Source organism: Rhodanobacter geophilus (genome assembly GCF_040812275.1).
Lineage (GTDB): Bacteria > Pseudomonadota > Gammaproteobacteria > Xanthomonadales > Rhodanobacteraceae > Rhodanobacter_A > Rhodanobacter_A geophilus.
Map to the genome: position 1 here is coordinate 299282 of NZ_JBFOHL010000003.1, position 21635 is coordinate 320916.

General features: G+C 69.5%; 20 protein-coding genes. 12 read left to right on the forward strand and 8 right to left on the reverse strand.

What is annotated here, in order from left to right; translation table 11 throughout:
- Positions 1 to 5: 5 nt before the first annotated feature.
- From ABQJ56_RS05520 to ABQJ56_RS05545, 6 genes are all read right to left on the reverse strand, one after another.
- Complete coding sequence (locus tag ABQJ56_RS05520; protein WP_367843984.1) at positions 6 to 596, reverse strand: cysteine dioxygenase; 591 nt, start codon at positions 594 to 596, stop codon at positions 6 to 8.
- A 427-nt stretch (positions 597 to 1023) separates the two neighbouring features.
- Positions 1024 to 2391 (reverse strand): amino acid permease, encoded by a 1368-nt coding sequence (locus ABQJ56_RS05525; RefSeq protein ID WP_367843985.1) that lies wholly within the window; start codon positions 2389 to 2391, stop codon positions 1024 to 1026.
- A gap of 16 nt (positions 2392 to 2407) precedes the next feature.
- A complete protein-coding gene (locus tag ABQJ56_RS05530) occupies positions 2408 to 3049 on the reverse strand; it encodes a rhomboid family intramembrane serine protease (protein WP_367843986.1) in 642 nt (213 codons plus the stop codon).
- 198 nt (positions 3050 to 3247) lie between these two features.
- Positions 3248 to 4090 (reverse strand): C40 family peptidase, encoded by an 843-nt coding sequence (locus ABQJ56_RS05535; protein ID WP_367843987.1) that lies wholly within the window; start codon positions 4088 to 4090, stop codon positions 3248 to 3250.
- 229 nt (positions 4091 to 4319) lie between these two features.
- On the reverse strand, positions 4320 to 5033 hold the full coding sequence (locus ABQJ56_RS05540) for a YggS family pyridoxal phosphate-dependent enzyme (protein WP_367843988.1): 714 nt from the start codon (positions 5031 to 5033) through the stop codon (positions 4320 to 4322).
- Positions 5034 to 5205: 172 nt separating this feature from the next.
- Positions 5206 to 6630: a M20 family metallopeptidase gene (locus ABQJ56_RS05545; RefSeq protein ID WP_367843989.1), complete on the reverse strand. Its 1425-nt coding sequence runs from the start codon at positions 6628 to 6630 to the stop codon at positions 5206 to 5208.
- Between the two features lie 99 nt (positions 6631 to 6729).
- Here ABQJ56_RS05545 and ABQJ56_RS05550 point away from each other — a divergent pair, with 99 nt between their 5' ends.
- Together ABQJ56_RS05550 and ABQJ56_RS05555 are read left to right on the forward strand one after the other, a co-directional pair.
- A complete protein-coding gene (locus tag ABQJ56_RS05550; protein WP_367843990.1) occupies positions 6730 to 7194 on the forward strand; it encodes an SET domain-containing protein-lysine N-methyltransferase in 465 nt (154 codons plus the stop codon).
- 18 nt (positions 7195 to 7212) lie between these two features.
- A complete protein-coding gene (locus ABQJ56_RS05555) occupies positions 7213 to 7755 on the forward strand; it encodes a GNAT family N-acetyltransferase (protein ID WP_367843991.1) in 543 nt (180 codons plus the stop codon).
- Between the two features lie 203 nt (positions 7756 to 7958).
- On the opposite strand, the gene ABQJ56_RS05560 is transcribed toward ABQJ56_RS05555, so the two are convergent.
- Both ABQJ56_RS05560 and ABQJ56_RS05565 read right to left on the reverse strand, forming a co-directional pair.
- Positions 7959 to 8837, reverse strand: coding sequence for a hypothetical protein (locus ABQJ56_RS05560; protein ID WP_367843992.1), 879 nt, complete (start codon positions 8835 to 8837; stop codon positions 7959 to 7961).
- Positions 8837 to 10933 (reverse strand): M1 family metallopeptidase, encoded by a 2097-nt coding sequence (locus ABQJ56_RS05565; RefSeq protein WP_367843993.1) that lies wholly within the window; start codon positions 10931 to 10933, stop codon positions 8837 to 8839. The genes ABQJ56_RS05560 and ABQJ56_RS05565 overlap by 1 nt, the downstream gene beginning before the upstream one ends.
- A gap of 313 nt (positions 10934 to 11246) precedes the next feature.
- Between ABQJ56_RS05565 and ABQJ56_RS05570 the strand changes: the two genes are divergently transcribed.
- From ABQJ56_RS05570 to ABQJ56_RS05615, 10 genes are all read left to right on the forward strand, one after another.
- Complete coding sequence (locus tag ABQJ56_RS05570; protein ID WP_367843994.1) at positions 11247 to 11933, forward strand: response regulator; 687 nt, start codon at positions 11247 to 11249, stop codon at positions 11931 to 11933.
- The gene (locus ABQJ56_RS05575) at positions 11930 to 13363 is read left to right on the forward strand and encodes a sensor histidine kinase (RefSeq protein WP_367843995.1); all 1434 of its coding nucleotides are present in this window, start codon (positions 11930 to 11932) and stop codon (positions 13361 to 13363) included. Before ABQJ56_RS05570 ends, ABQJ56_RS05575 begins: the two co-directional genes overlap by 4 nt.
- A gap of 149 nt (positions 13364 to 13512) precedes the next feature.
- Complete coding sequence (locus tag ABQJ56_RS05580; RefSeq protein ID WP_367843996.1) at positions 13513 to 14946, forward strand: efflux transporter outer membrane subunit; 1434 nt, start codon at positions 13513 to 13515, stop codon at positions 14944 to 14946.
- Positions 14946 to 16076: an ABC transporter permease gene (locus ABQJ56_RS05585; protein WP_367843997.1), complete on the forward strand. Its 1131-nt coding sequence runs from the start codon at positions 14946 to 14948 to the stop codon at positions 16074 to 16076. Before ABQJ56_RS05580 ends, ABQJ56_RS05585 begins: the two co-directional genes overlap by 1 nt.
- Positions 16073 to 16825 (forward strand): ABC transporter ATP-binding protein, encoded by a 753-nt coding sequence (locus tag ABQJ56_RS05590; RefSeq protein ID WP_367843998.1) that lies wholly within the window; start codon positions 16073 to 16075, stop codon positions 16823 to 16825. Before ABQJ56_RS05585 ends, ABQJ56_RS05590 begins: the two co-directional genes overlap by 4 nt.
- Complete coding sequence (locus ABQJ56_RS05595) at positions 16822 to 17763, forward strand: efflux RND transporter periplasmic adaptor subunit (RefSeq protein ID WP_367843999.1); 942 nt, start codon at positions 16822 to 16824, stop codon at positions 17761 to 17763. Before ABQJ56_RS05590 ends, ABQJ56_RS05595 begins: the two co-directional genes overlap by 4 nt.
- A 906-nt stretch (positions 17764 to 18669) precedes the next feature.
- Entirely contained in the window at positions 18670 to 19506 is an 837-nt protein-coding gene (locus ABQJ56_RS05600; protein WP_367844000.1) for an alpha/beta hydrolase, read from the forward strand.
- A gap of 2 nt (positions 19507 to 19508) precedes the next feature.
- Complete coding sequence (locus tag ABQJ56_RS05605; RefSeq protein ID WP_437343394.1) at positions 19509 to 19883, forward strand: DMT family transporter; 375 nt, start codon at positions 19509 to 19511, stop codon at positions 19881 to 19883.
- Entirely contained in the window at positions 19880 to 20293 is a 414-nt protein-coding gene (locus ABQJ56_RS05610; RefSeq protein WP_367844001.1) for a DMT family transporter, read from the forward strand. The genes ABQJ56_RS05605 and ABQJ56_RS05610 overlap by 4 nt, the downstream gene beginning before the upstream one ends.
- A 15-nt stretch (positions 20294 to 20308) precedes the next feature.
- On the forward strand, positions 20309 to 21520 hold the full coding sequence (locus ABQJ56_RS05615; protein WP_367844002.1) for a DegT/DnrJ/EryC1/StrS family aminotransferase: 1212 nt from the start codon (positions 20309 to 20311) through the stop codon (positions 21518 to 21520).
- Positions 21521 to 21635: the final 115 nt, after the last annotated feature.

A 21635-nucleotide genomic window follows, 5' to 3' on the forward strand; every position in this document is an offset into this window, starting at 1 on the left:
TGGAATCAGTGGTTCGCGAGCTCCAGCCCGGCGCGTTGCGGAACGCTGTCCCAGCGACCCGCGGCATCGCGGCCATAGGCGCGATACCGCTCCAGCGCGCCGCCGTACACGTGCAACGTCAGCGCCGGACGCTGCGCGGACAGGTTGCGGCACCGGTGGGCGTAGTCCCGGTCGGAGAACGCGGCATGGTCGCCGATGCCCAGTGGCGTCGTTCCCCGCGGCACGAGCTGCAGCGACGGCGTCACCGCGATGGCGAACGATTCGACCTGCGGCGCGCCGTCGAGCACCAGCTCGATGCCCCACAGGCCATCATGGTCGTGGATCGGCGTGGCGTGTCCCGGCGGCCAGGCGATGAGCAGCACCGCATAGTCGTCCGGACCCTGCGGATGCCTCAGCGACAACCGCCGATAGCGGTTCGCGCCGGCAGCGCCGAACACGCCTGCCGCAGTGGGGCAACCTTCCCACCACGGCGATTGCGCGAGCGAAATCGCCAGCGACGCGACGTCCCCGCGGCCACCTTCGCCGAGATTCCGCGCGACGGCGGCCAATACCCGATGGGTCCAGACATCGGTGCCGCTTGCGATGGCATCGTGCATAAACTTCCCCTGAACTCGTGGGCTCGGCGCGAATAGATCATGCGCGTCGTTAAAGAACCGCTAGCCATTTGTCGGCGGAAACGAAGCGATTCCTCGTCGCGAAGAACCGCGACGACACCCGCTCACGAGGCCCGGCAAGGGCTGCGGCGAAACGCGATGGCCGGCGACATCTCCGGCCCGTCCTTCGACGTCTCACTGTGATACGAAATCCGTCTTGAACGGCGCCGGTCCGAGCGCGGCCACGGCAACCGGCCGGGCCGATTCGGGCGCGATCAACGATGGCTGCCGACGATGGCGACGAAACGCCAGCGCAGCAGGCGATGCGCTGCACCGGCTGCATGCGGATCCCCGCCACGGGCACGGATCAACCGGGCAGCCAGGCGCCGCATCGCCTGCGCTTGGGAGCGAATGGCCGCGCCATCCCGGATCAGGCCGCACCCGGGGCGGCCGCCTGCCGCATGCGCCGCTCGATGCCGAACGCGTAGTAGGCCACGGTGAGCAATGCGATCCACGCCACGCCCACGTAGAGCGCCACGCGGGTCTCGGGGCTCCAGCCCAGCATCACCCACACGAAGGCGAGGAAGGCCAGGCACAGCACGCTGGACAGTGGCCACACGCGCAGGCGGAACCCGAGCGGCTCGGCGTGGCGGCGGCGGAAGCTCCAGTGCGCCACCAGCACCATGCCCCAGGTCCACACCGTGTTGAAGGCGAGGATGGACATCATCATGCCGAAGATGCGCCCCGGCACCAGGTAGTTCATCAGCACGCCGAACAGCAGGAAGACCATGGTCACCAGCACGCCGCGCACCGGCACGCCGTGCATGCTGGTGCGGCCCATCGCCACCGGCGCCTGGCCCTTGCCGGCGAGGCTGTGCAGCATGCGGCTGCCGCTGAAGGTGGTGGAGTTGAAGCTGGACAGCGCCGCGGTGATCACCACGAAGTTGATCAGCCCCGCCGCGCGGGGGATGCCCAGCCGCGCGAAGGTGGTGACGAACGGGCTGCTGTTCGCGTCCAGCTGGTTCCACGGGTAGATCGCCATGATCACGAACAGCGAGCCGATGTAGAAGATCAGGATGCGCCAGATCACCGAGTTCACCGCGCGCGGGATCGTGCGCTCCGGTTGCGCGGCCTCGGCCGCCGCCATGCCGATGGTCTCGATGCCGCCGAAGGAAAACACCAGCACCGGCAACGCCAGCACCATGCCGCTGACGCCGTGCGGGAACCAGCCGCCGTGCATCCACAAATTGGACAGGCCGGTCGGCGTGCCGCCGTTGCCCCAGCCCAGCCAGATCATCGCGAAGCCGCCGGCGATCATCGCCACCACGGTGAGCACCTTGATCAGCGAGAACCAGAATTCCAGCTCGCCGTACACCTTCACCGCCAGCAGATTCAGGCCGCCGATCATCGCCACGCTGGCGAAGGCCCAGATCCATTGCGGCGAGTCGGGGAACCATGCCTTCATGTAGATGCCCACCGCCGTGCTCTCGACGATGCCCACGCCCATCATCAGGATCCAGTAGTTCCAGCCGGTGAGATAGCCGGCGAACGGACCGAGGTACTTGTGCGCGTAGGCACTGAAGGAACCGGCGATCGGCTCGTGCGCGGCCATCTCGCCCAGCGCGCGCATGATGATGAAGATCATCGCGCCGCAGATCACGTAGGCGAACAGCACCGCTGGCCCGGCCAGCTTGATCGTGCTGCCCGAGCCGAGGAACAGCCCGGCGCCGATGCACATGCCCAGCGCCATGAAGGTGATGTGGCGCGGCGTGAGGCGGCGCTGCAGGTCGTGACTCATGGATTTTCCCGTGGGTTCAGCGCAGCAATCGGCGCTTCGGTTTCAGCGGCAGTCGCCCGCGCCAGTACTGGATCATGACATAGCCGCCGACCATGCCACCGAGGTGCGCGAAGTGCGCCACGCCGGCCTGGGTGCCGGTGACGCCCAGCACCAGCTCCACCGCCGCGTAGCCGATCACGAACAGCCACGCCGGCATCGGTATCGGCAGGAAGATCAGGAACATCTTCTCGTGCGGGTACAGCATGCCGAAGGCCAGCAGCAGGCCGAACAGCGCGCCCGAGGCGCCGATGGTGGGATAGAAGCCGTGGGTGAAGTACTTCACCACCAGCAGTTGCGCCACCGCCGCCACGATCGCGCAGACGAAGTAGTAGATGGTGTAGTTGCGTGCGCCGAAGGTGCGCTCGATCACCCCGCCGAACATGTACAGGCCGAACATGTTGAACAGGATGTGCTCGAAACCGCCATGCATGAACGCATAGGTGACCAGTTGCCAAGGCTCGAACCCCGCGACATTCGAGTACGGCGAGGGCCCCAGCGGCCACAGCGCGAAATGGCTGATGAGGACCAGCGAGCTCGCGTCCGGCAACAATTGCTGCAGCGCGAACACCAGCACGTTGGCGATCAGCAGGTAGCGGGTGACCGGCGGGAGATTCGGCACGGGGGATTCCGTCGATACCTGTGCGGCAGGGGCAATGCGCTAGCGTAGCGGCTGCGCTGCCCCGCGCACATGTACGGAAAGGCACATTGAAGCGTGCGGCCATGGATGGCCGCCCGGCTGGCTTTCGCGATCAGGGACGATCGCAAAAACAAAGCCGCCTCGTTGGGCGGCTTCGCGATGCGGATGCAAGGCCCGGGATCAGCCGTTGCCCGCCAGCGCCAGCATCCCCTCGGGACGCTTGGCCCCCACGAAGCGCTTCGCCCAGTAGGCCTCGTCGAGGCTGGATATCTGCACCGACTTGCCGTAGGTGGGGGCGTGGATGAAGTTGCCGTTGGAAATGTAGATGCCCACGTGGGTGACGCGGTGGCGACGGCCGCCGGTGTGGAAGAACACCAGGTCGCCCGGCTTCATGTCCGCGCGCTTCACTTTCAGGCCGGCAAGGAACTGCGAGGCCGAATTGGACGGCAGCTGCACGCCGATCGCGTGGGCGAACACGTAGTGCACGAAGCCGCTGCAGTCGAAACCGGTGGCGGGGCTGTGGCCGCCGCGCACGTAGCGCACGTCGCGCAGGTTCATCGCCAGCGCGATCAACGCCTTGCGCAGGTCGGTGACCGTGTCGACATCACTGTCGACCTGGCTGGCAGCCGCACCGGCGGCCTCGGCCACGGCAGGAGCGGCCACGACCGGCGCCAGCAGGCTGTGCTTGACGCCGAAAGCCGGGGTCGTGCCGGCACCGAAGCCCACCACGCCGGACGAGGCCAGCGTCGGCATCGGGCTGAGGGCGGGCAGCGGATTCAGCGACAGCGGGGAAGCGAGGATGCCACCGGTGACCAGCGAGTAATGGCTGTCGGCCGATGCACTGGCGACGGCACGGGACTGCGGATGGCTGGACTTGGCGTGGCGCGAGTGGCTGTGGTGGGCCGGGGTATGGCGGTGCTGAACGTGTTTCTTCTGGGCCGGATGAGCCGCCGCATGCGAGGGAGTGGCCAGCAGCAGCATCGAAACGAGTGCGGCGACACCGGTCAATCGCTGGATTGGCATGAGGCAAGACCCCTACAACTCTGCTCGGAGATGCCGCCTGGCGTGCAGACGACGTGACGAAGGGTTGACCTTAGCAAGTCAGTCCAACCGGGTTGTTGGATCGAGGTTAACTGAACCCTGTCGTTCGCAAACACCGCCACCCCGGTCACGCTTCGGAAAACACCAAGCTTTTCCGAAGCTTGCGTCGAACGCCCCGGAAGCGTGGGTCCGCCGTCCTGCTTCAGGCCGGTTACAGGCTGCCCGCCGCGGGGCGACGCCCGAAGATCGCGGTACCGATGCGCACTTCGGTGGAGCCTTCGGCGACCGCCAGCGGGAAATCGCCGCTCATGCCCATGGAGAGCCGCGGCAACTCATGGCCGCGGGCCTGGGCCGCGTCGCGCAACTCGCGCAGCTGGCGGAAGCAGGCACGGACCTCGGCCGGGTCGTCGACATGGGTCGCCAGGGTCATCAGGCCGCGTACGCGCAGGGTGTCGTAGCGCGCAAGTTCGTCGAGGAAGGCGGGCAGCCCGGCGGGCGGCAGTCCCTGCTTGCTCTCCTCGCTGGAGGTCTTCACCTGCACCAGCACATCGATGCTGCGGCCTTCGATCCGCAGGCGATGATCCAGCGCCTCGGCCAGCTCGGGACGGTCCAGCGACTGCACCTCGCTGGCCAGCCGCGCCACATCCTTCGCCTTGTTGGTCTGCAGGTGGCCGATCACCACCCAGCGGATGCCACAGTCGGCCAGTGGACCGGACTTCTCGCGGATCTCCTGCACCTTGTTCTCGCCGAAGCGGTGCAGGCCCAGCGCCACCGCCCCGCGCACCACCTCGGGGCCGAAGGTCTTGCTGACCGGCAGGATGGAGACTTCCGCCGGGTCGCGCCCGGCGGCATGGCAGGCCTCGTCCACGCGGCGACGGACGTCGGTCCAGTTGGCGGCGAGGTGGGAGTGGTCCAAGTGGTCCATGGAGTAATGGCTCTTTGCGTTCGCCTCCTCTCCCCTTTGGGGAGAGGATTGAGGTGAGGGGCGGGGGCTCGCGAAGAACCAGCAACGAAGCGCCCTGGTTTTTGCCTGCGCCTCCGCAAGATCGGCCCCGCACCCCCGCCCACTCCCCGGCGGGGAGAGGGAGAAAACCGAGTCAACCCTTGGCGCCCTGCGCGTAGTGCTTCGCCACCACCTCGGCCACCACGGCCGACACCTTCTTGCCGGTGGGGATGTGCAGGAACTCGTTGGGGCCGTGGGCGTTGGAGTGCGGGCCCAGCACGCCGGTGATCAGGAACTGCGCCCGGGGGAATTTCTCGCCCAGCATGCCCATGAACGGGATCGAGCCGCCCTCGCCCATGTAGGTGGCCGGGGCGCCGAACTGGTGCTGCGAGGCTTCGTCCACCGCCTGTTCCAGCCACGGCGACAGCGCGGGCGCGTTCCAGCCGCTGCCGTCCTTCTCCAGGTCGAAGGTGACCGTGGCGCCGTAGGGCGGATCCTTTTCCAGCAACTGCTTGAGGAACCTTCCGGCCTGCTTCGCGTCCAGCGTGGGCGGCACGCGCAGGCTCAGCTTCGCCGCGGTGAACGGGCGCAGCACGTTGCCGGCGCTGTCCAGCGGCGGGATGCCGCCGATGCCGGTCACTGCCAGCTGCGGGCGCCAGGTACGGTTGAGCACCAGCTCGGGAAGCTCCTTCGTCACCGGGTGCATGCCCCCGGCCCAGGGGAACTTGGTGTAGATGTCGCTGCCCAGCACGGTGGCCGCGTGCTGCGCCTGTTCCACGCGCTGGGCGGGGATCTCGACGTAGAGCTCCTTCGGCTTGATCGTGCCGGTCTGCGGATCCTCCAGCCGCGAGAGGATCTCGCGCAGGATGCGGAAGCTGGACGGCACCACGCCGGAGGCGTCGCCCGAGTGCACGCCCTCCTCCAGCACCTGCACGGTGAGGTTGCCGCCGGTCATGCCGCGCAGCGAGGTGGTGAGCCAGAGCTGCTCGTAGTTGCCGCAGCCCGAGTCCAGGCAGACCACCAGCGAGGGGTTGCCGATGCGCGCGGCGAGATGGTCGACGTAGAACGGCAGGTCGTAGCTGCCCGATTCCTCGCAGGCCTCGATCAGGATCACGCAGCGCGCGTGCGGCACGCCCTGCTCGTGCAGCGCCAGCAGCGCGGCGAGCGAGCCGAAGATCGCGTAGCCGTCGTCGGCGCCGCCGCGGCCGTAGAGCTTGTCGCCCTTCAGCACCGGCGTCCACGGGCCCAGGCCCTCGGCCCAGCCGGTCATCTCCGGCTGCTTGTCGAGGTGGCCGTACAGCACCACGGTGTCGTCACCCTGCCCCGGCACCTCGATGTAGATCAGCGGGGTGCGGCCTTCCAGTTGCACCACTTCCAGCGTGCTGCCCGGCAGCGCCGCGAGCCTGGCCCTGGCCCAGTCGCTCATCAGCTTCACCGCCGCGTCCATGTGGCCGTGCGCCTTCCAGTCCTTGTCGAACATCGGCGACTTGTTGGGGATGCGGATGTATTCCACCAGCCTGGGCACGATCTCGTCGTCCCACAGCTTGCCGACGAAGCGGGAAAGGCGGGCGGTATCCATGGGTGGCTCCAGAGCGGGGAAAGACCGCCATTCTAGCAAGCCGCCGTCCGCGCCCTGCCGCAGGCACTACACTGGCGCCCCATTTCGACCGGGGCCGCCATGATCCTGCCGCGTTACCACATCGCCGCCTCGCGCATCCCCGGCGCGGGCAAGGGCCTGTTCCTCGACGAGGCGGTGCGCGCCGGCGGCATCGTCACCGCGCCCGATGCGATCAGCCAGACCTTCCGCCATGCCGAACTCGACGCGCCGGACATGGCCAGGCTGAAGTACGCCAGCGCGCGCTGGTTCGAGGACCGCTACACGGTGTCGCCGGATTGGCCCGACGAGTGCTACATCAACCACAGCTTCCAGCCCAATGGGCTCTGGCACCTCGGTTTCGTGTTTGCGCTGGCCGACCTGCCCGCCGGCAGCGAGATCACGGTGGATTACCGCCACCTGCTGCCGCCCGGCGAGGCCGAGGATTTTGCGGATGCGGCAACTGGTGAGACAATCGTCGGCTGGTCCTGGACGGAAAGCCTCGCCTCGAGCACCCGCGCACTTGCAGCGCTGCTCGGTGGCATGTGACTTGCTTGCTGATTTGGCATGATCGACATCCCTGTAATCGAGACGGCGCGCCTGCGCCTCACCGCGCTCACCGAACGCCACTTCGACGACTACGCCACGATGCTGGCCGACCCGGACAGCACCCGCTACGTCGGTGACGGCCAGCCGCTGGACCGCACCAACGCCTGGCGTTCGCTGGCGATGCTGCTGGGCCACTGGCAGTTGCGCGGCTACGGCATGTGGGCGCTGGAACTGAAGCACGGCGGCGAGTTCGTGGGCCGCGCAGGCCTGTTCTGCCCCGAGGGCTGGCCCGACCTGGAACTGGGCTGGATGCTCAAGCCCGAACACCGTCACCACGGCTACGCCACCGAGGCGGGCACGGCGGTGCTGGACTTCGCCTGGAACCACCTGCACGCGCCACGGGTGATCAGCCTGGTGCGCGTGGGCAACGAAGCCTCCGACCGTGTCGCCGAACGCCTCGGCGGCGAGCACATCGACGACATGGATTTCTACGGCAGCGACACCCACGTGTTCGCCTACTATCCGCCGCATCGCGAGGTTCGCCGCGCCGCCTGCGGTTGATTGGCCCTTGACCAGGGGCGTGCTGCTTGTGCGGCGCTACTCTGCAACGCACATACCGGCCTTAACGCAACCGGGCTCGCCTGCGGCGGGCTTTCGGACGCCGGCAGGCGTCCGAAACTGCTTTGTCGTTGCGAAAAAGCACGAGGGCAAAGCCCCTCTCCCCTGCCCCTCTCCCACAAGTGGGAGAGGGGCACCGGGCTGCATCAGCGCGAACGCGCCAGCCGCGCCAGTGCAAACAACCGCGCCACGCGCATCCACGCAATCACCACCACGACCAGCTGGCTGAGCAACAGTGCCAGCCAGAAGCCGCCATCGACCGCCGTGGTGTGGATGCGCGCGATGCCCAGCGCCGCCGCGATCGCCAGGCCCAGCACGCTCACCAGCAGGTAGAACAGCAGGGTCTTCAGCGGCCGGCGCAGCAACTGCATGAAGCCGCGGCCGAACGCGCGGGTGGCCGAGCGCAGGCCGGTGTCCGCGATGAAGGCCGCGCGGCTGGATTCCACGATGGCCTGCGCCAGCACGAACACCACCAGCAGCACCCAGTGCGCGCCATGCGACCACGCATCCGCCTGCGCCTCCAGCACCGCCTGCTCGGCATGCCGGTCGGCCATGTGCATGGCCGCGCCCGCCACCGCGACCACCACCGCATACGGCAGCAGCGACCACAGCATCACGCGGAACATCCGCCCGTACTCGATCCAGCCGTTCTGCAGCAGGGCGCCGAAGCCGAGGTTGCGTGCGGCGCGCCCGCTGCCCACCGCCATGCCGTCGAGGAAGGGCGACAGCAGCAGGGCAAGCACGAGACCGAGCATGGCGGCACCGCCCAGCCAGGCGGCGTGACCGCCCAGCGCGAATGCCGCATCGCCGAACATCAGCGGATCGAACTGCCGCGCCCACGCCTCGGCATGCACGGAGTGGTCGAGCAGATCAGCCAGCGAGCGCCACAACGGCAGCGCCACCACCGTGGCCGGCAGCAGCATCAGCAGCAGCCACAGCAGCAGCAGGCGCCATTGCAGGGCGGCGCCCATCGCGGAAAACAGGGCGCCGAAACCGGCGCGCGGAACAGTCGTCCTGGCCATCATCACAGTGTCACCAGCATCGAGTAGAGGGTCTGCAGCAGTGTGGCCACGTCGGCCGTCCAGCGGCGCGAAGCGACGCCGTTCGGCTTGGTCGCGAAGCTGTCGTTGAGCTTGTTGGCGTCCAGATAGACCTGCTGCCCGGGATCGAGCTCGGCGGAAACCACCTTGTCCGGCTTCGTGAACTCGAAGCGCGCCCAGCGGCGGTCGTCGTCCCAGCGCGCATCCTCGTGGCTGCCATCGGCAAAAGTGACGCGCAACGTCTCGGGCACGCGGGCGCCGTCGCGCAACACGGTCACCGTGCTGTGCCAGGGGAACGGGCCGCCGCTGCCGGGCTTGGCGTCGGGATGGGCCTTCTTCCAGTCGGCACGCTGTTTGGCGATCTGCCGGTCCAGCGCCTTCTGGTCGGCTTCCACCGGCTTGCCGTCCTTCCAGCTCATGCCGGCTTGCGGCAGGACCTCCGAGGTGTCGATGTCGGCCACCCGGTCGTCGATGTGGGCCGTGCCGTAGACGACCTGGTCGAAGACCTCGTTCACCGCCTTCGCATCGCCCGAGCCATCGATCAGTGCCTGGCGCAGGTCGGCCACCGAGGGATGGCGGAAGTGCCAGCGCTGGTAGTACAGGCGCATGGCCTTTTCCATCACCGGCTCGCCGATGCGCTGCTCCAGGTCGTGCATCGCGGTGGTGGTGCGCGTGTAGACCGTGCCGTAGCTCGAACTGGAGAGCCGGTCCCAGCTGTTCTGCGCCAGCGGATCCTCGGGGCGCTGCAGTTGCGCGGCCAGGCGCTCCATCTGGAAGCCGCTCATCGCCGGCGTGACGCCCAGCCACTTCATGAAGGGCGAGGCGAGCACGAGATCCTCCTGGCGCGCGCGCATCATGCGGTCGTCCCAGTACTCGTTCATGCCCTCGTCGAGCATCGGTTCCTCGAACTCGTTGGAGGCGAGGATGCCGTAGAAGTAGCCGTGGCCGAATTCGTGGATGTTCACGAAGTCGCTGCCGTACTGGCTGAGGGTGCCCGGCGTGACTTCCTTGTAGCCCTCGGAAGTGAAGAACGTGGGGTACTCCATGCCGCCCGCCTCCTGCGCGTTGTACGGCGGAATCACCGCAGTGACCGTGCGGTACGGGTACGGCGCGATGGTCTGCGAGAAGTAGCCCAGCGAATCGATGGTGGACTTCAGCGTGGGCGCGGCGCTGGCCACGTATTCGGGCGGATAGATCACGCGCACGGCCACCGGCGGACTGCCCGCGCCGGTATAGCTGCCGTCCAGCGTCTTGTAGCCCTTGGCGGCCACCCAGGCGAAGTCGTGCACGTCGCCCTGCACGTAGTGGTAGGTGGTGCGGCCGTTCGCCGCCTGCGGCTCGCCCTGCAACTGGCCCACCGCGCCCACGGTGTAGTCGCTGGGCACGTCGAGGTGCACGTCGTAGCTGCCGAAGTCGGCGTAGAACTCGCTGTTGAAGTGGAATTCGTGCACGTTCCAGCGCGGCGCGGTGGCACCGCGTTCGCCGGCCAGCTCCAGCACGCCGATCTTGGGAAACCACTGGCCGACCAGGTTGAAGTCGCCCCACCAGCCGGTGCGTTCCACCACGCGCGGCAACTGGCTGAGGAAACCGATGTCCAGCGCCAGCGTGCCGCCCGCGGCCACCGGCTGGGCGAGATCGATGCGCACCACGGTGTGGTCGGTGGCTGGACCGCCATCGGGGTGCACGAAGCTCCACTTCAGCGCCGTGCCGCCCTGCGCCACGTTCTGCAGACGGATCCAGCCCCACTGCCCGTCCTTCAGCACGGCATTGCCGCGCGAACGGCCGTGCGCGGTGAGCACCTTGCGCTCGGTGAACCAGGTGCTGCCGTCGTTCTCGAACGCGTTGAGGTAGAGGTGGAAGTAGACGTGGTCGACCGGCCGGTCGCTGCGGTTGCGCCAGGTCATGTGCTCCTTGCCGGCCACCTGGTGCTTGGGCGCGTCGAGGCTGGCGTCGATCACGTAGCTCACCACGCGGTCGGACAGCGTGGCCTCCTGGCCGCTGCGCTCGCCGCCCCAGGCACCCGGAGCGCTGGGCGTGGTGATGATGGTCCGGTGCGCCGGCGCGAACGGGATGGGTGCCATCGAATCCGTCGCCGCGCCGGCGACGGCCGCTGCCGCCGCGCTACCCGCCGCGGCCGGCGCCTGCTGCGCGAGGCTCGCGCACGAGCCACAGCAGCCCATGACCAACGCGGCGAGCCACAGCCCGCCCCTGCCCCTGATCGACCCCATTCGCGCTCTCCCCACGAGTTGTTCCACCAGACTGCGCCTGGCCCGGCCCGCCGTCATAGGCCAGAGGTCATGCTTCCGGCAACCCACTCTCGCTAAGCTGCCGGATAGGCGCTGCATGGCAAGCTGTGCACCTTGCAAACCATGCTCCCGAAGGAACCCGAACCGCATGCGCATCCTGCTGGCCGAAGACGATCCCTCCATCGCCGAAGGCATCTGCGCGTCGCTGCGCCACAGCAACCACGCGGTCGACCACGTGGCCAGCGGCCAGCTGGCCGACGCCGCGCTGCGCGAGCACGACTACGACCTGCTGGTGCTGGACCTGGGCCTGCCGCAGCTGGACGGCAGCGAGGTGCTGCGCCGGCTGCGTTCCCGTGGCGCTGGCGTGCCGGTGCTGGTGGTGACCGCGCGCGACGGGCTGGACGAGCGCATCCATGTGCTCGACCTCGGTGCCGACGACTACCTGGTCAAGCCGTTCGCGCTCTCCGAATTCGAGGCGCGGGTGCGTGCCCTGCTGCGCCGTAGCAGCAGCCAGGGCGTGCCCGAGCTGCGGCTCGGCCGGCTGCGGCTGGACCTGCCCGGCCATCGCGCCTGGCTGGACGACGACCCGCTGGAGCTGACCGCGCGCGAGTTCGGCCTGCTGGAGGCGCTGGCGCTGCGCGCCGACCGCGTCACCAGCCGCGCCCAGCTGATCGAGGCGCTGTGCAGCTGGGACGAGGAACTGACCGACAACGGCCTGGACATCGCGATCCACCGCCTGCGCCGCAAGCTGGAGGGCAGCGGCACCGGCGTGCGCACGATCCGCGGCCTGGGCTACCTGCTGGAAGAAAGCAGCGACGACGGCGCCCAGGCATGAGCCCCGCCCCCGCCCGCCGCCCCAGCCTGCGCCGCCGCCTGCTGGGCTTCCTGCTGATCCCGGTGGCGATCCTGCTGGTGCTGGACATCCTGCTCACCTACGGCGTGGCGCTGGGCTACTCCAACCACGTGCACGACCGCGACCTCGGCAATGACGCGCTGACGCTCGCCAAGATGATGGGCAACGAGCAGCTGGGCGGCGAGCTGACCCCGCAGGCGCGCTTCCTGCTGCAGTACGACCCCAACGGCAACGGTTACTTCAGCATCGTCAGCCGCCAGCGCGGCTTCATCGCCGGCAACGACCGCCTGCCGCCGGCGACGCGGATTCCCGCCGTGGGCGCGCCGCCCGAGCTGTTCGACATCCGCATGGACGGCCACCAGCTTCGCGCGGTCACCCTGAGCACCATGACCGGCGGCCACCCGGGCGACACCCTCGTCATCACCGTGGCCGAGACCCTGAGCGACCGCCACGCACAGGCACGCAGCATCCTGTACCTGGCCATCCTCACCCAGTCGCTGCTGATCGTCTGCGTGCTGTCGCTGGTGTGGTTCGGCGTCACCCATGGCCTGCGCGTGCTCGATCCGCTGACCCGCCGGCTGGCGCGCCGCAACCACGAGCTGACCCCGATCGGCGGGCCGGACGTGCCGCAGGAAATCCTGCCGCTGACCCGCACCATCGACGCGCTGTTCGCGCGCCTGCGCGGCATGCTTGCGCTGCACGACCGCTTCATCGCCGACGCCGCGCACCAGTTGCGCACGCCGCTGACCGGGCTGAGCCTGCACGTGGAACGCGCACTGGCCGATCCCGACCCGTCGAACGTGCACGATGCGCTCACCCACATCCGCCGGCTCAACCAGCGCGCCGCGCGCACCACCGCCCAGCTGCTGGCGCTGACCCGCGCCCAGGCGCCGTCGACCGACACGGTCGAGCACCTGCCGCTGGAACTCACCCGGCTGATCCCCGAGGCAGTGATGCAACGCGTGCACGAAGCGCTGGCCGCCGGCGTGGACCTCGGCTACCAGGGTCCTGAGCAAGCGCTAAGCATCACCGGCCATGCTGCCAGCCTGCATGACCTGCTGGACAACCTTATCGACAACTGCATCCGCTACGCCGGCCGCGGCAGCACGGTCACCGTGAGCCTGCAGGCGCGGCCCGACGGTGGCGCCAACCTCGTGGTCGAGGACAACGGCCCGGGCGTGCCGCCCGAACTGCTGCCGCGGCTCAGCGAGCGGTTCTTCCGCGCGCCGGGAAGCAGCGAGGAGGGCAGCGGCCTGGGGCTGGCGATCGTGCAGCGCATCGCCGAGCGCCACCACGCCGAGGTGATCTACCAGCTCGGCGAGGAACACGGCCTGTGCGTGGAGGTGCGCTTCCCGGCGCCACGGATCCGCGATGACACGGCCACGGCTCACGAAACGCCACCGGCGCGCTGACAGCCACGGCGCCTGGCCTGTATCCTTGAGCGGACGTGCACGGTCGTCATCCGCGCCTCCACCACTCACCTCTCCCAAGCTGACCGTGGCCCTGATCCCCATCGACAACACCGGACTCCATGCCGGCCCCGCAACACGCGGCGACCAGCATGGCTGAGGCCAGGCCCGTACCGCTCCGCCGCTGGCGCGCTGCGCTGCTCGGCACGGTGGTTGCCCTTGCAGGCTGCTCGGTGGCGATACCGAAGCTGGAACCGCCGATCCCGGCGCAGTGGCAGCATGCGCTGGCAACGCAGGCGGCCACGCCCACCGACCTGCACAGCTGGTGGCGCGCGTTCGACGATCCCGCCCTGAATGCGCTGGTCGACCAGGCACTGGCGCACAATCTCGACGTGGCGCAAGCCGTCGAGCGGGTGCGTGCCGCGCGCGTGCTGCAACGGCATTCCGGTGCGCCCTACCTGCCCTATCTCAAGATCAGCACGGACCAGGTGATCGACCCCGACGCCAGCGCCTCCTACCTGGTGGCCGGCTTCGACGCCAGCTGGGAATTCGGCCTGTTCGGCCGCGCGCAGGGCACCCGCCGCGAGGCGCAGGGCCAGCTGGATGCCGGCATGGCCGACCTGCAGGCCGCGCGCGTGACGCTGGTGGCCGAAGTCGTGCGCAACTGGATCGAACTGCGCACCGCCCAGCAGCAGGAAGCCCTGCTGCAACAGATCAGCGACCTGCGCAGCCACCAGCTCGATCTGCTGAAGATCCGCCAGCACCTGCAACTGGCGCCGGCCGGCACGGTGGACCAGGCCGTCGCCGCCGTCGCGCAGGCGCAAGCCGCGCTGGCTGCGCCACGCCAGGCCATCAACGAAGCCGCACAACGGCTGGCCGTGCTGCTGGGCCAGAACCACCCGGACCCGGCCTGGCTGCAGGCCGGGCCGCCGCCGCAACTCGGCGCGTGGCAATTGCCCGGTACCCCGGCCAACCTGCTGCGCACGCGCCCCGAGATCGCCCGTGCCGAGGCCGACGTGCTGCGCGCCGCCGGCGAACTGGGCGTGGCGCACGCGGACCGCTTTCCCAGCCTGGGCCTCGATGCCTCGATGGTCTGGGCCAGCGACCTCAACAACAACCGCAAGCACGCCGTGGACAACGGCCTGGTCTCGGTCGGCCCGATGTTCAACATGCCGCTGTTCGACTGGGGCCTGCGCAAGGCCAACGAACACGCCAAGTCGCACGAGCTGAAGGCCGCCGTGCTGGCCTACCGGCAAGCCGTGCTGCAGGGCGTGGCCGAGGTGGAAACCGCGCTGGGCACGCTGCAGCAGCAGCAGCAGCGCGAACAGCACGACCTGGAAGCGTGGCAGGCGCTGCAACGGGTCGACGGCACGCTGCAGACCCGCGTGAAGCTGAAGCTGGAAAGCCCGCTGGCGCTCGCCGACGGCCGGCTCGCCGCCGACCAGGCCGCGATCGAGCTGGCCGACGCGCGCGCCAGCCGCAGCCTGGCCTACGTGGCGCTGTTCAAGGCGCTGGGCGGCGCGCCGCTGCCGGCGGACGAGGCGCCCGGCGCGCAGTCCGGCCAATCCGCCGAGGCGGCGCACTGATGGTGGCCCTGGCCCGCAAGACCCTGGTGTACGAATGGCGGCGTTTCCTGCCCGCCATCCTCGCGGTGGGTTTCGCCGGCCTGCTGCAGCTGCTGCAGCTGGCGCTGGTGCTGGGCATCTTCGGCGCCACCAGCGTGTACATCACCGGCTCGTCCGCCGACGTGTGGGTCGGCTTCCCCGGCACGCAGAGCGTGGGCTCGGGCCGCTCCATCGACGCCAACGTGGAATCGCGCATCCTGATGGATCCGGCGGTGACGCGCGTCGAGCCTTACGAGTGGATCGACGGCGACTGGCGCGGCACCGGCGATACCGGCGGCGTGTCGGTGTTCGTCTCGGGCATCGATCCCGCCGCCGACGGCCTGATGTTCTCCCGGGTGCTGCCGCCCGCGTTGCGCGCACGGCTGGCCGAACCGGATGCGGTGATCGTGGATCGCGCCGACCTCGACAAGCTCGGCGTGGCGCTGGGCCAGACCGCCACCATCAACGGCCAGCGCGTGCGCGTGGTCGGAGTGAGCAGTGGCCTGCGCGGGCTGGGCGGCATCAACGTGATCGCCTCGCTGGGCACCGCGCGCCGGCTCGACACCGACGACGCCGACAACGGCCCCACCTACCTCGTCGCCAGGCTGCGCGATCCCGCGCAAGCCGATGCGGTCGCGGCACGCCTGCGCGGCAGCAGCGCATTCGGCCCCTATACCACGTGGAGCGCCGCCGACTTCGCCCACATCTCCGTGCTCTACTGGCTGTTCGACACCGGCGCGGGCGCCGGCGTGCTGTTCCTCGCCGGCATCGTGTTCCTGGTCGGCGCGGTGATCACCAGCCAGACCCTGGTCGGCGCCGTGCAGGGCTCGGTGCGCGAATACGCCACGCTCAACGCACTGGGCGTGGGCGTGGGCGCGCTGCGCAAGGTGGTGCTGGAACAGGCGTTCTGGGTGGGCGCGCTGGGCCTCGTCGGCGCCACCGTGCTGGGCGTGCTGCTGCTGCTGGCGGCGCGCGCCGAAGACGTCCCGGTCACGCTCGGCCCGCTGGCCGCGCTGGCCTGCATCGCGCTGGTGATGGGCCAGGCCGCGGTGTCCGGCATGGCCGCGATGCGCAGCATGCGCCGCATCGATCCGGCGACCCTGCTGCGATGAACGCCGTGACGCACGCCACGACCACGACGCCACGCGCCCCCATCCTGCGTGCCGACAAGGTGTGCAAGGCCTTCGCCTCCGGCAAGCTGCACACGCAGGTGCTGAACGGCCTGTCGCTCAGCATCGATCCCGGCGAACTCACCCTGATCTCCGGTCCCTCCGGCTGCGGCAAGAGCACCCTGCTGGCCATCCTCAGCGGCCTGCAGAAAGTGGACAGCGGCCATGTGCACGCGCTCGGCAGCGAGCTGGGCCAGCTCGACCTGCGCGCGCTGGAACACTTCCGCCTGCAGCACACCGGCTTCGTGTTCCAGGGCTTCAACCTGTTTCCCGCGCTCACCGCGCTGGAGCAGGTGGAGCTGCCGCTGAACCACATGGGCCTGTCGAAGCAGGAGGCACGCGAACGCGCCCGCCGTTCGCTGGAGGAAGTGGGCCTGGCCCACCGCATCAGGCTGCGGCCCTCGGAACTCTCCGGCGGCGAGAAGCAGCGCGTGGCGATCGCGCGTGCGCTGGCCAAGGAACCCGAGCTGCTGTTCGCCGACGAGCCCACCAGCGCGCTGGACGCCGCCAACGGCCAGACCATCATCGACATCCTGCACACCATCGCCCGCACCCACGGCACCACCGTGCTGTGCGTGAGCCACGACCCGCGCCTGGTCGCGCATGCCGACCGCGTGCTGGCAATGGAGGATGGGCGCATTCTCAGCGACCGGCGACCCGACGCCGGCGCCTTCAAGGAAACCCCGCCATGAAGCCGACCGCATCCCGTCCGCCTTCGTCCGCGCGCCCCGCGGCGCTGCTGTGGTCCGCCGGATTCGCGCTGGCCGCCACGCTCGCGCTCGCCGCCTGCTCGAAGGGTGCCGCGCCCGCCGCGACCGCCGCAGCCAGCCAGTACGCCGCGGTGGCGCGCGGCCGCGTGGACATCGAAGGCGGCCTGCTCGCGCTCAGCATGCCGCGCGAAGGCGTGCTGGCCAGCGTGGCCGTGCACGAAGGCGATATCGTGAAACAGGGCCAGTTGCTGGCCGCACTGGACGCCCGTCCCGCCCAGCTCGCCGTGGATTCCGCGCAGGCGCAACTCGAACAGGCGCAGGCCCAGCTCAAGCTGCTGGCCGTCAAGCAGGCTGCCGCCAGGCTGCGCGCGCAGCGCCTCTCCGCCGCCGCCGCCGCCGGCGCCGGCGACGGCCAGAGCGCCGACGACGCCCGCGAAGCCAGCGCGCAACTCGACGCCGAACAGGCCGCCGACCAGGCCGCGGCGGACATGGCCGCGCAGAAGCTGGCCGAAGCGAGATACGAACTGGCGCAGCGCAGCCTGCGTGCGCCCTTCGACGCCAGCGTGGTGCACGTGACCGCCCAGCCCGGCGCCAGCGTGTCCTCCTCCGACACGCTGTTCACCCTGCTGCCGGACAAGCCGCGCATCGTGCGTGCCGAACTCAACGAGAGCTTCGTGGCCGCCGTGCACCCCGGCATGCACGCCGAAGTGGTCGCCAACGACGACACCGAAAACGGCCGCTGGAGCGCCCACGTGCTGCGCATCGGCCAGGTCTACGGCCCGGCCACGCTGGAAAACGATCCGCAGATCCGCGCCAACGCGCGCACGGTGGAATGCGTGCTGGCCTTCGACCAGCCCGAGCAGCAGCTGCGGATCGGGCAGCGGGTGATCGTGCGCTTCCTGCCCGACGCCAGGCGCTGACTCGCTGCGCTCCCTCTCCTCTTTGGGGAGAGGGTTGGGGTGAGGGGCGGGTGCTCGCGGGAACGCTTGCTCAGACTCGATCCGTTCGCGAAGAGCTTTCGTGCGCCTGTCGGCGCCCGAGCTACTTTCTCTTTGCGTGCTCAAAGAGAAAGTAGCCAAAGAGAAAGAGCACCCCAGTCGGCGCTTGCCGGGCCTCCTGCCCGGCAAGTCCGTGAGGCGGGGCCGGGCTTTTCGAGCGGGCTCCTGCCCCCGCGAAAAGGCGAGGCCATCCCTGACCTCGCCCGCTGCGCGGCCTTTCCGTCCCCACCTCAGCGCTGCCCAGGGGCCCCGGAAGAGCAGGCGCGCATCCTGCGCGCCGGAAGCAACAGCCAAAGCCAAGCGCCGCATGCATGAAATCGCCCTCCCCTGCATGCAGGGGAGGGCCGGGGTGGGGTGCTGTCGCTTCTGTGCGTCGGGAGCACGCTGCTTTCCGCGGCCCCCATGACGCGGCGGGCAGGTGAAGGAAAGTCCGCAGGATGGCTCGCACGGATGCGGGCCGGCTTTTCGCCGGGGCGGGAGCCCCGTCGAAAAAACCCGTAACCCGCCCGCGTACCCAGAAGGCAGGATGCCCGGAAGGCGCACCATCGGGGTGTCGTTCCCTCTCGGTTGCTTCTCCTTGACTCCGGGCATCCTGCCCTCCGCCCTCGCGGGCCAGCTTCGCTGTTCGCACGCGCTCCTGCGCATGCGTGGACAAGCAAAAGAGAAATAACTCGGGCGCCGGCAGGCGCTCGAAACCGCCGCGTCGCTTGCGATAAGCAGACAGGAAACCCCGGCTCACGCAAGCCGAAAGACTGAAGAAACCGCCCCCTGCGAAGCTGCATGCCTGAAAAGCCGCCGATGTGGCTCGCATCGTTCCAGGTACCCCACGTGATCCAACAGACCGATTTCTTCTTCGAAGGCGGCCGCAGCGGCGTGCTGCTGATCCACGGCCTCACCGGCACGCCGATGGAGATGAAGCTGCTCGGCAAGGGCCTCAACCGCGCCGGCTACACCGTGCACGGCATGCAGCTCGCGGGCCATTGCGGCGATGCCGAGGATCTGCTCGCCACCGGCTGGCGCGACTGGTATGCCAGCGTGGAAAAGGCCGCCGACGCGCTGCGCGAGAAGGTGGACCACCTGTTCGTGGGCGGCCTGTCGATGGGCGCCCTGCTTTCGCTCAAGCTCGCCGCCGACCGTCCCGGGCAGATCGCGGGCGTGGGCGTGTACGGCGCCACCTTCCGCTACGACGGCTGGAGCATTCCGCGGCTGGCGCGCATGTCCTTCATGCTGCCGCTGTTGAAGAGACTCGGTATCGGCCGCGACCGCAGCTTCATGGAGCAGCCGCCCTACGGCATCCGCGACGAGCGCCTGCGCGCCCAGGTCAGTGCCGCGATGCTGGGCGGCGACAGCGCCGCCGCCGGTCTGCCCGGCAATCCGTGGTATTCGCTGGCCGAGATGTACGGGCTGTCCGCCGCGGTGCGCCGCCAGCTCTCGCAGGTCACCGCGCCCTGCCTGGTGGCGCACGCCAGCGAGGACGACGTGGCCAGCATCAAGAACGCCGAGCTGGTGATGCGCGAGGTCAGCGCGCCGGTCGAGCTGCTGCTGCTGGACGACAGCTACCACATGATCACCATCGACCGCGACCGCCGCATCCTGGTCGAGCGCTCCGCCGCGTTCTTCGACCGCATCGCCGCGGCCGACATCCCGCAGCGCGTGGCCGCCTGATCGTGCCGACGGGTTCCATTTCGCCCCTCGTCGCGCTGCTGTGGGTGCTCAACGTGGTGCTCGACACCGGCGGCCAGCTCGCGTTCAAGGCCGCCGCCGGCGACCGGGATGCCGGCGACGGTCTCGCCCGCTGGAAGCACATGGCGTCTCGTCCATGGCTGTGGCTGGGCATAGCCAGCTACGTGATCGAATTCCTGGTGTGGGTCGCCTTCCTCTCGCTGATCCCGCTGTCCGAAGGCGTGCTGCTTGGCTCGATCAACATCGTGGCCATCATGGTGGCCGGACGCTTCCTGTTCGGCGAGAAGCTCACCCGCCTGCGCGTGACCGGCATCCTGCTGGTGACGCTGGGTGTGGCGATCGTGGGGGTGGCGGGATGAAGCGCGGCTGGTTCTATCTGATCGGCTTCACCCTGCTGATGGGCTTCGACACCCTGGCGCAGGTCAGCTTCAAGTACGCCGGCACCCGCGCGCTGCCGTTCAGCGCGGACATGGCCTGGCTGCTTCGCGTGTTCGGCGCGCCGTGGATCTACGGCGCCATCGTGGGCTACGTGGGCGCGTTCTTCACCTGGATGAGCCTGCTCAAGCACGCACCGATCGGGCCTGCCTTCGCCGCCTCGCACCTGGAAGTGGTGTCGGTGATGCTGCTGTCGGTGTGGCTGTTCGACGAACACCTCACCCTGCCGCGCGTGCTGGGCGCCGTCGCCATCGTCGCCGGCATCGTGTGTCTGGGGCTGGCCGAAAGCCGCGAGCACGTGCCTGAAGCGGACGAAGGTCCGGCTCCGGCCTGAGTCCCGGCCGCACGCATGCTGCCCCGTCGCCGCCACGAACTGCCGCCCACCGCCGGCCTGCCGCTCAGGCTGACGGACCTGCGTCCCGGCCCAGCCACGCTGGCCGGCGACATCGCCGCGCAGCTGGGCACGCCGCCGCTGGCACTCACCTGCTCCGGCACCGCCGCGCTCTTGATCGCGCTCGCCACGCTGCGCGAGCTGAAGCCTTCATGCCGCCGCGTGGTGATGCCCGCCTACACCTGCCCGCTGGTGCCGCTGGCCGTGCACCAGGCCGGGCTGGAACCGGTGCCCTGCGACCTGCGCCCCGGCCACTACGACATGGAGCCGCACGCGCTGCGCGCGGCCTGCGACGAGCGCACGCTGGCGATCCTGCCCACCCATCTCGCCGGCCGCGTGGCCGACGTGGACGACGCACTGGCCGTCGCCAACAACGTGGGCGCGTACGTGATCGAGGATGCCGCGCAGGCGCTGGGCGCGCGCCGCGAAGGCGGCAGCGTGGGCCTCGCCGGCGATATCGGCTTCTTCAGCCTCGCTGCGGGCAAGGGCCTGTCGATCTACGAAGGTGGCCTGCTCGCCGCGCGCGATCCCGAGCTGCGCGAACGCCTGGCGCATACCGCCGCGCGCATCGCGCCGTTCCAGCCCGGCTGGGAGCTGCGTCGCAGCATGGAGTTGCTGGGCTACGCCGCGCTGTATCGCCCGCGCGGCCTGCGTCTCGCCTATGGCAATCCGCTGCGCCGCGCACTGCGCCGTGGCGATCCGGTGGCCGCGGTAGGCGATGATTTTTCGCTGCCGCTGCCGCTGCATGCGGTAGGTCGCTGGCGGCAAGCCGTCGGTGCGCACGCAGCCATGCGGCTACCCGCCTTCATCGGGGAATGCGCGGCGCGCGCACAACGATACCTGCCGCGCCTGCGCGCCATCCCCGGCATCGGCGTGCTGGACGATCCAGCCGGTGCACGCGGCACGTGGCCGTTCTTCATGCTGCTGCTGCCCGATCAGCAGCGCCGTGACGCCGTGCTGGAGCAGCTGTGGCAAACCGGCCACGGCGTGAGCCGCCTGTTCATCCACGCCCTGCCCGACTACGCCTACCTCGACGGCATCGTGCCCGCGGGCGGCGTGCCCAATGCCCGCGATTTCGCCGCGCGCAGCCTCAGCATCGGCAACAGCACGTGGCTCACCGACGCGGACATGGCGGCGATCTGCGGCGTGCTGGAAGCCACGCCGACCTGACATCATCCCCTGTTGCCGCAGCTTGTTGCGGCAATGCCCCGTACCGCCGTGCACCGGCATAAGCGTCCTCTAAGACCGCTCGCGCAAGATGAAGGTACACCTCTTCATCCGGCGC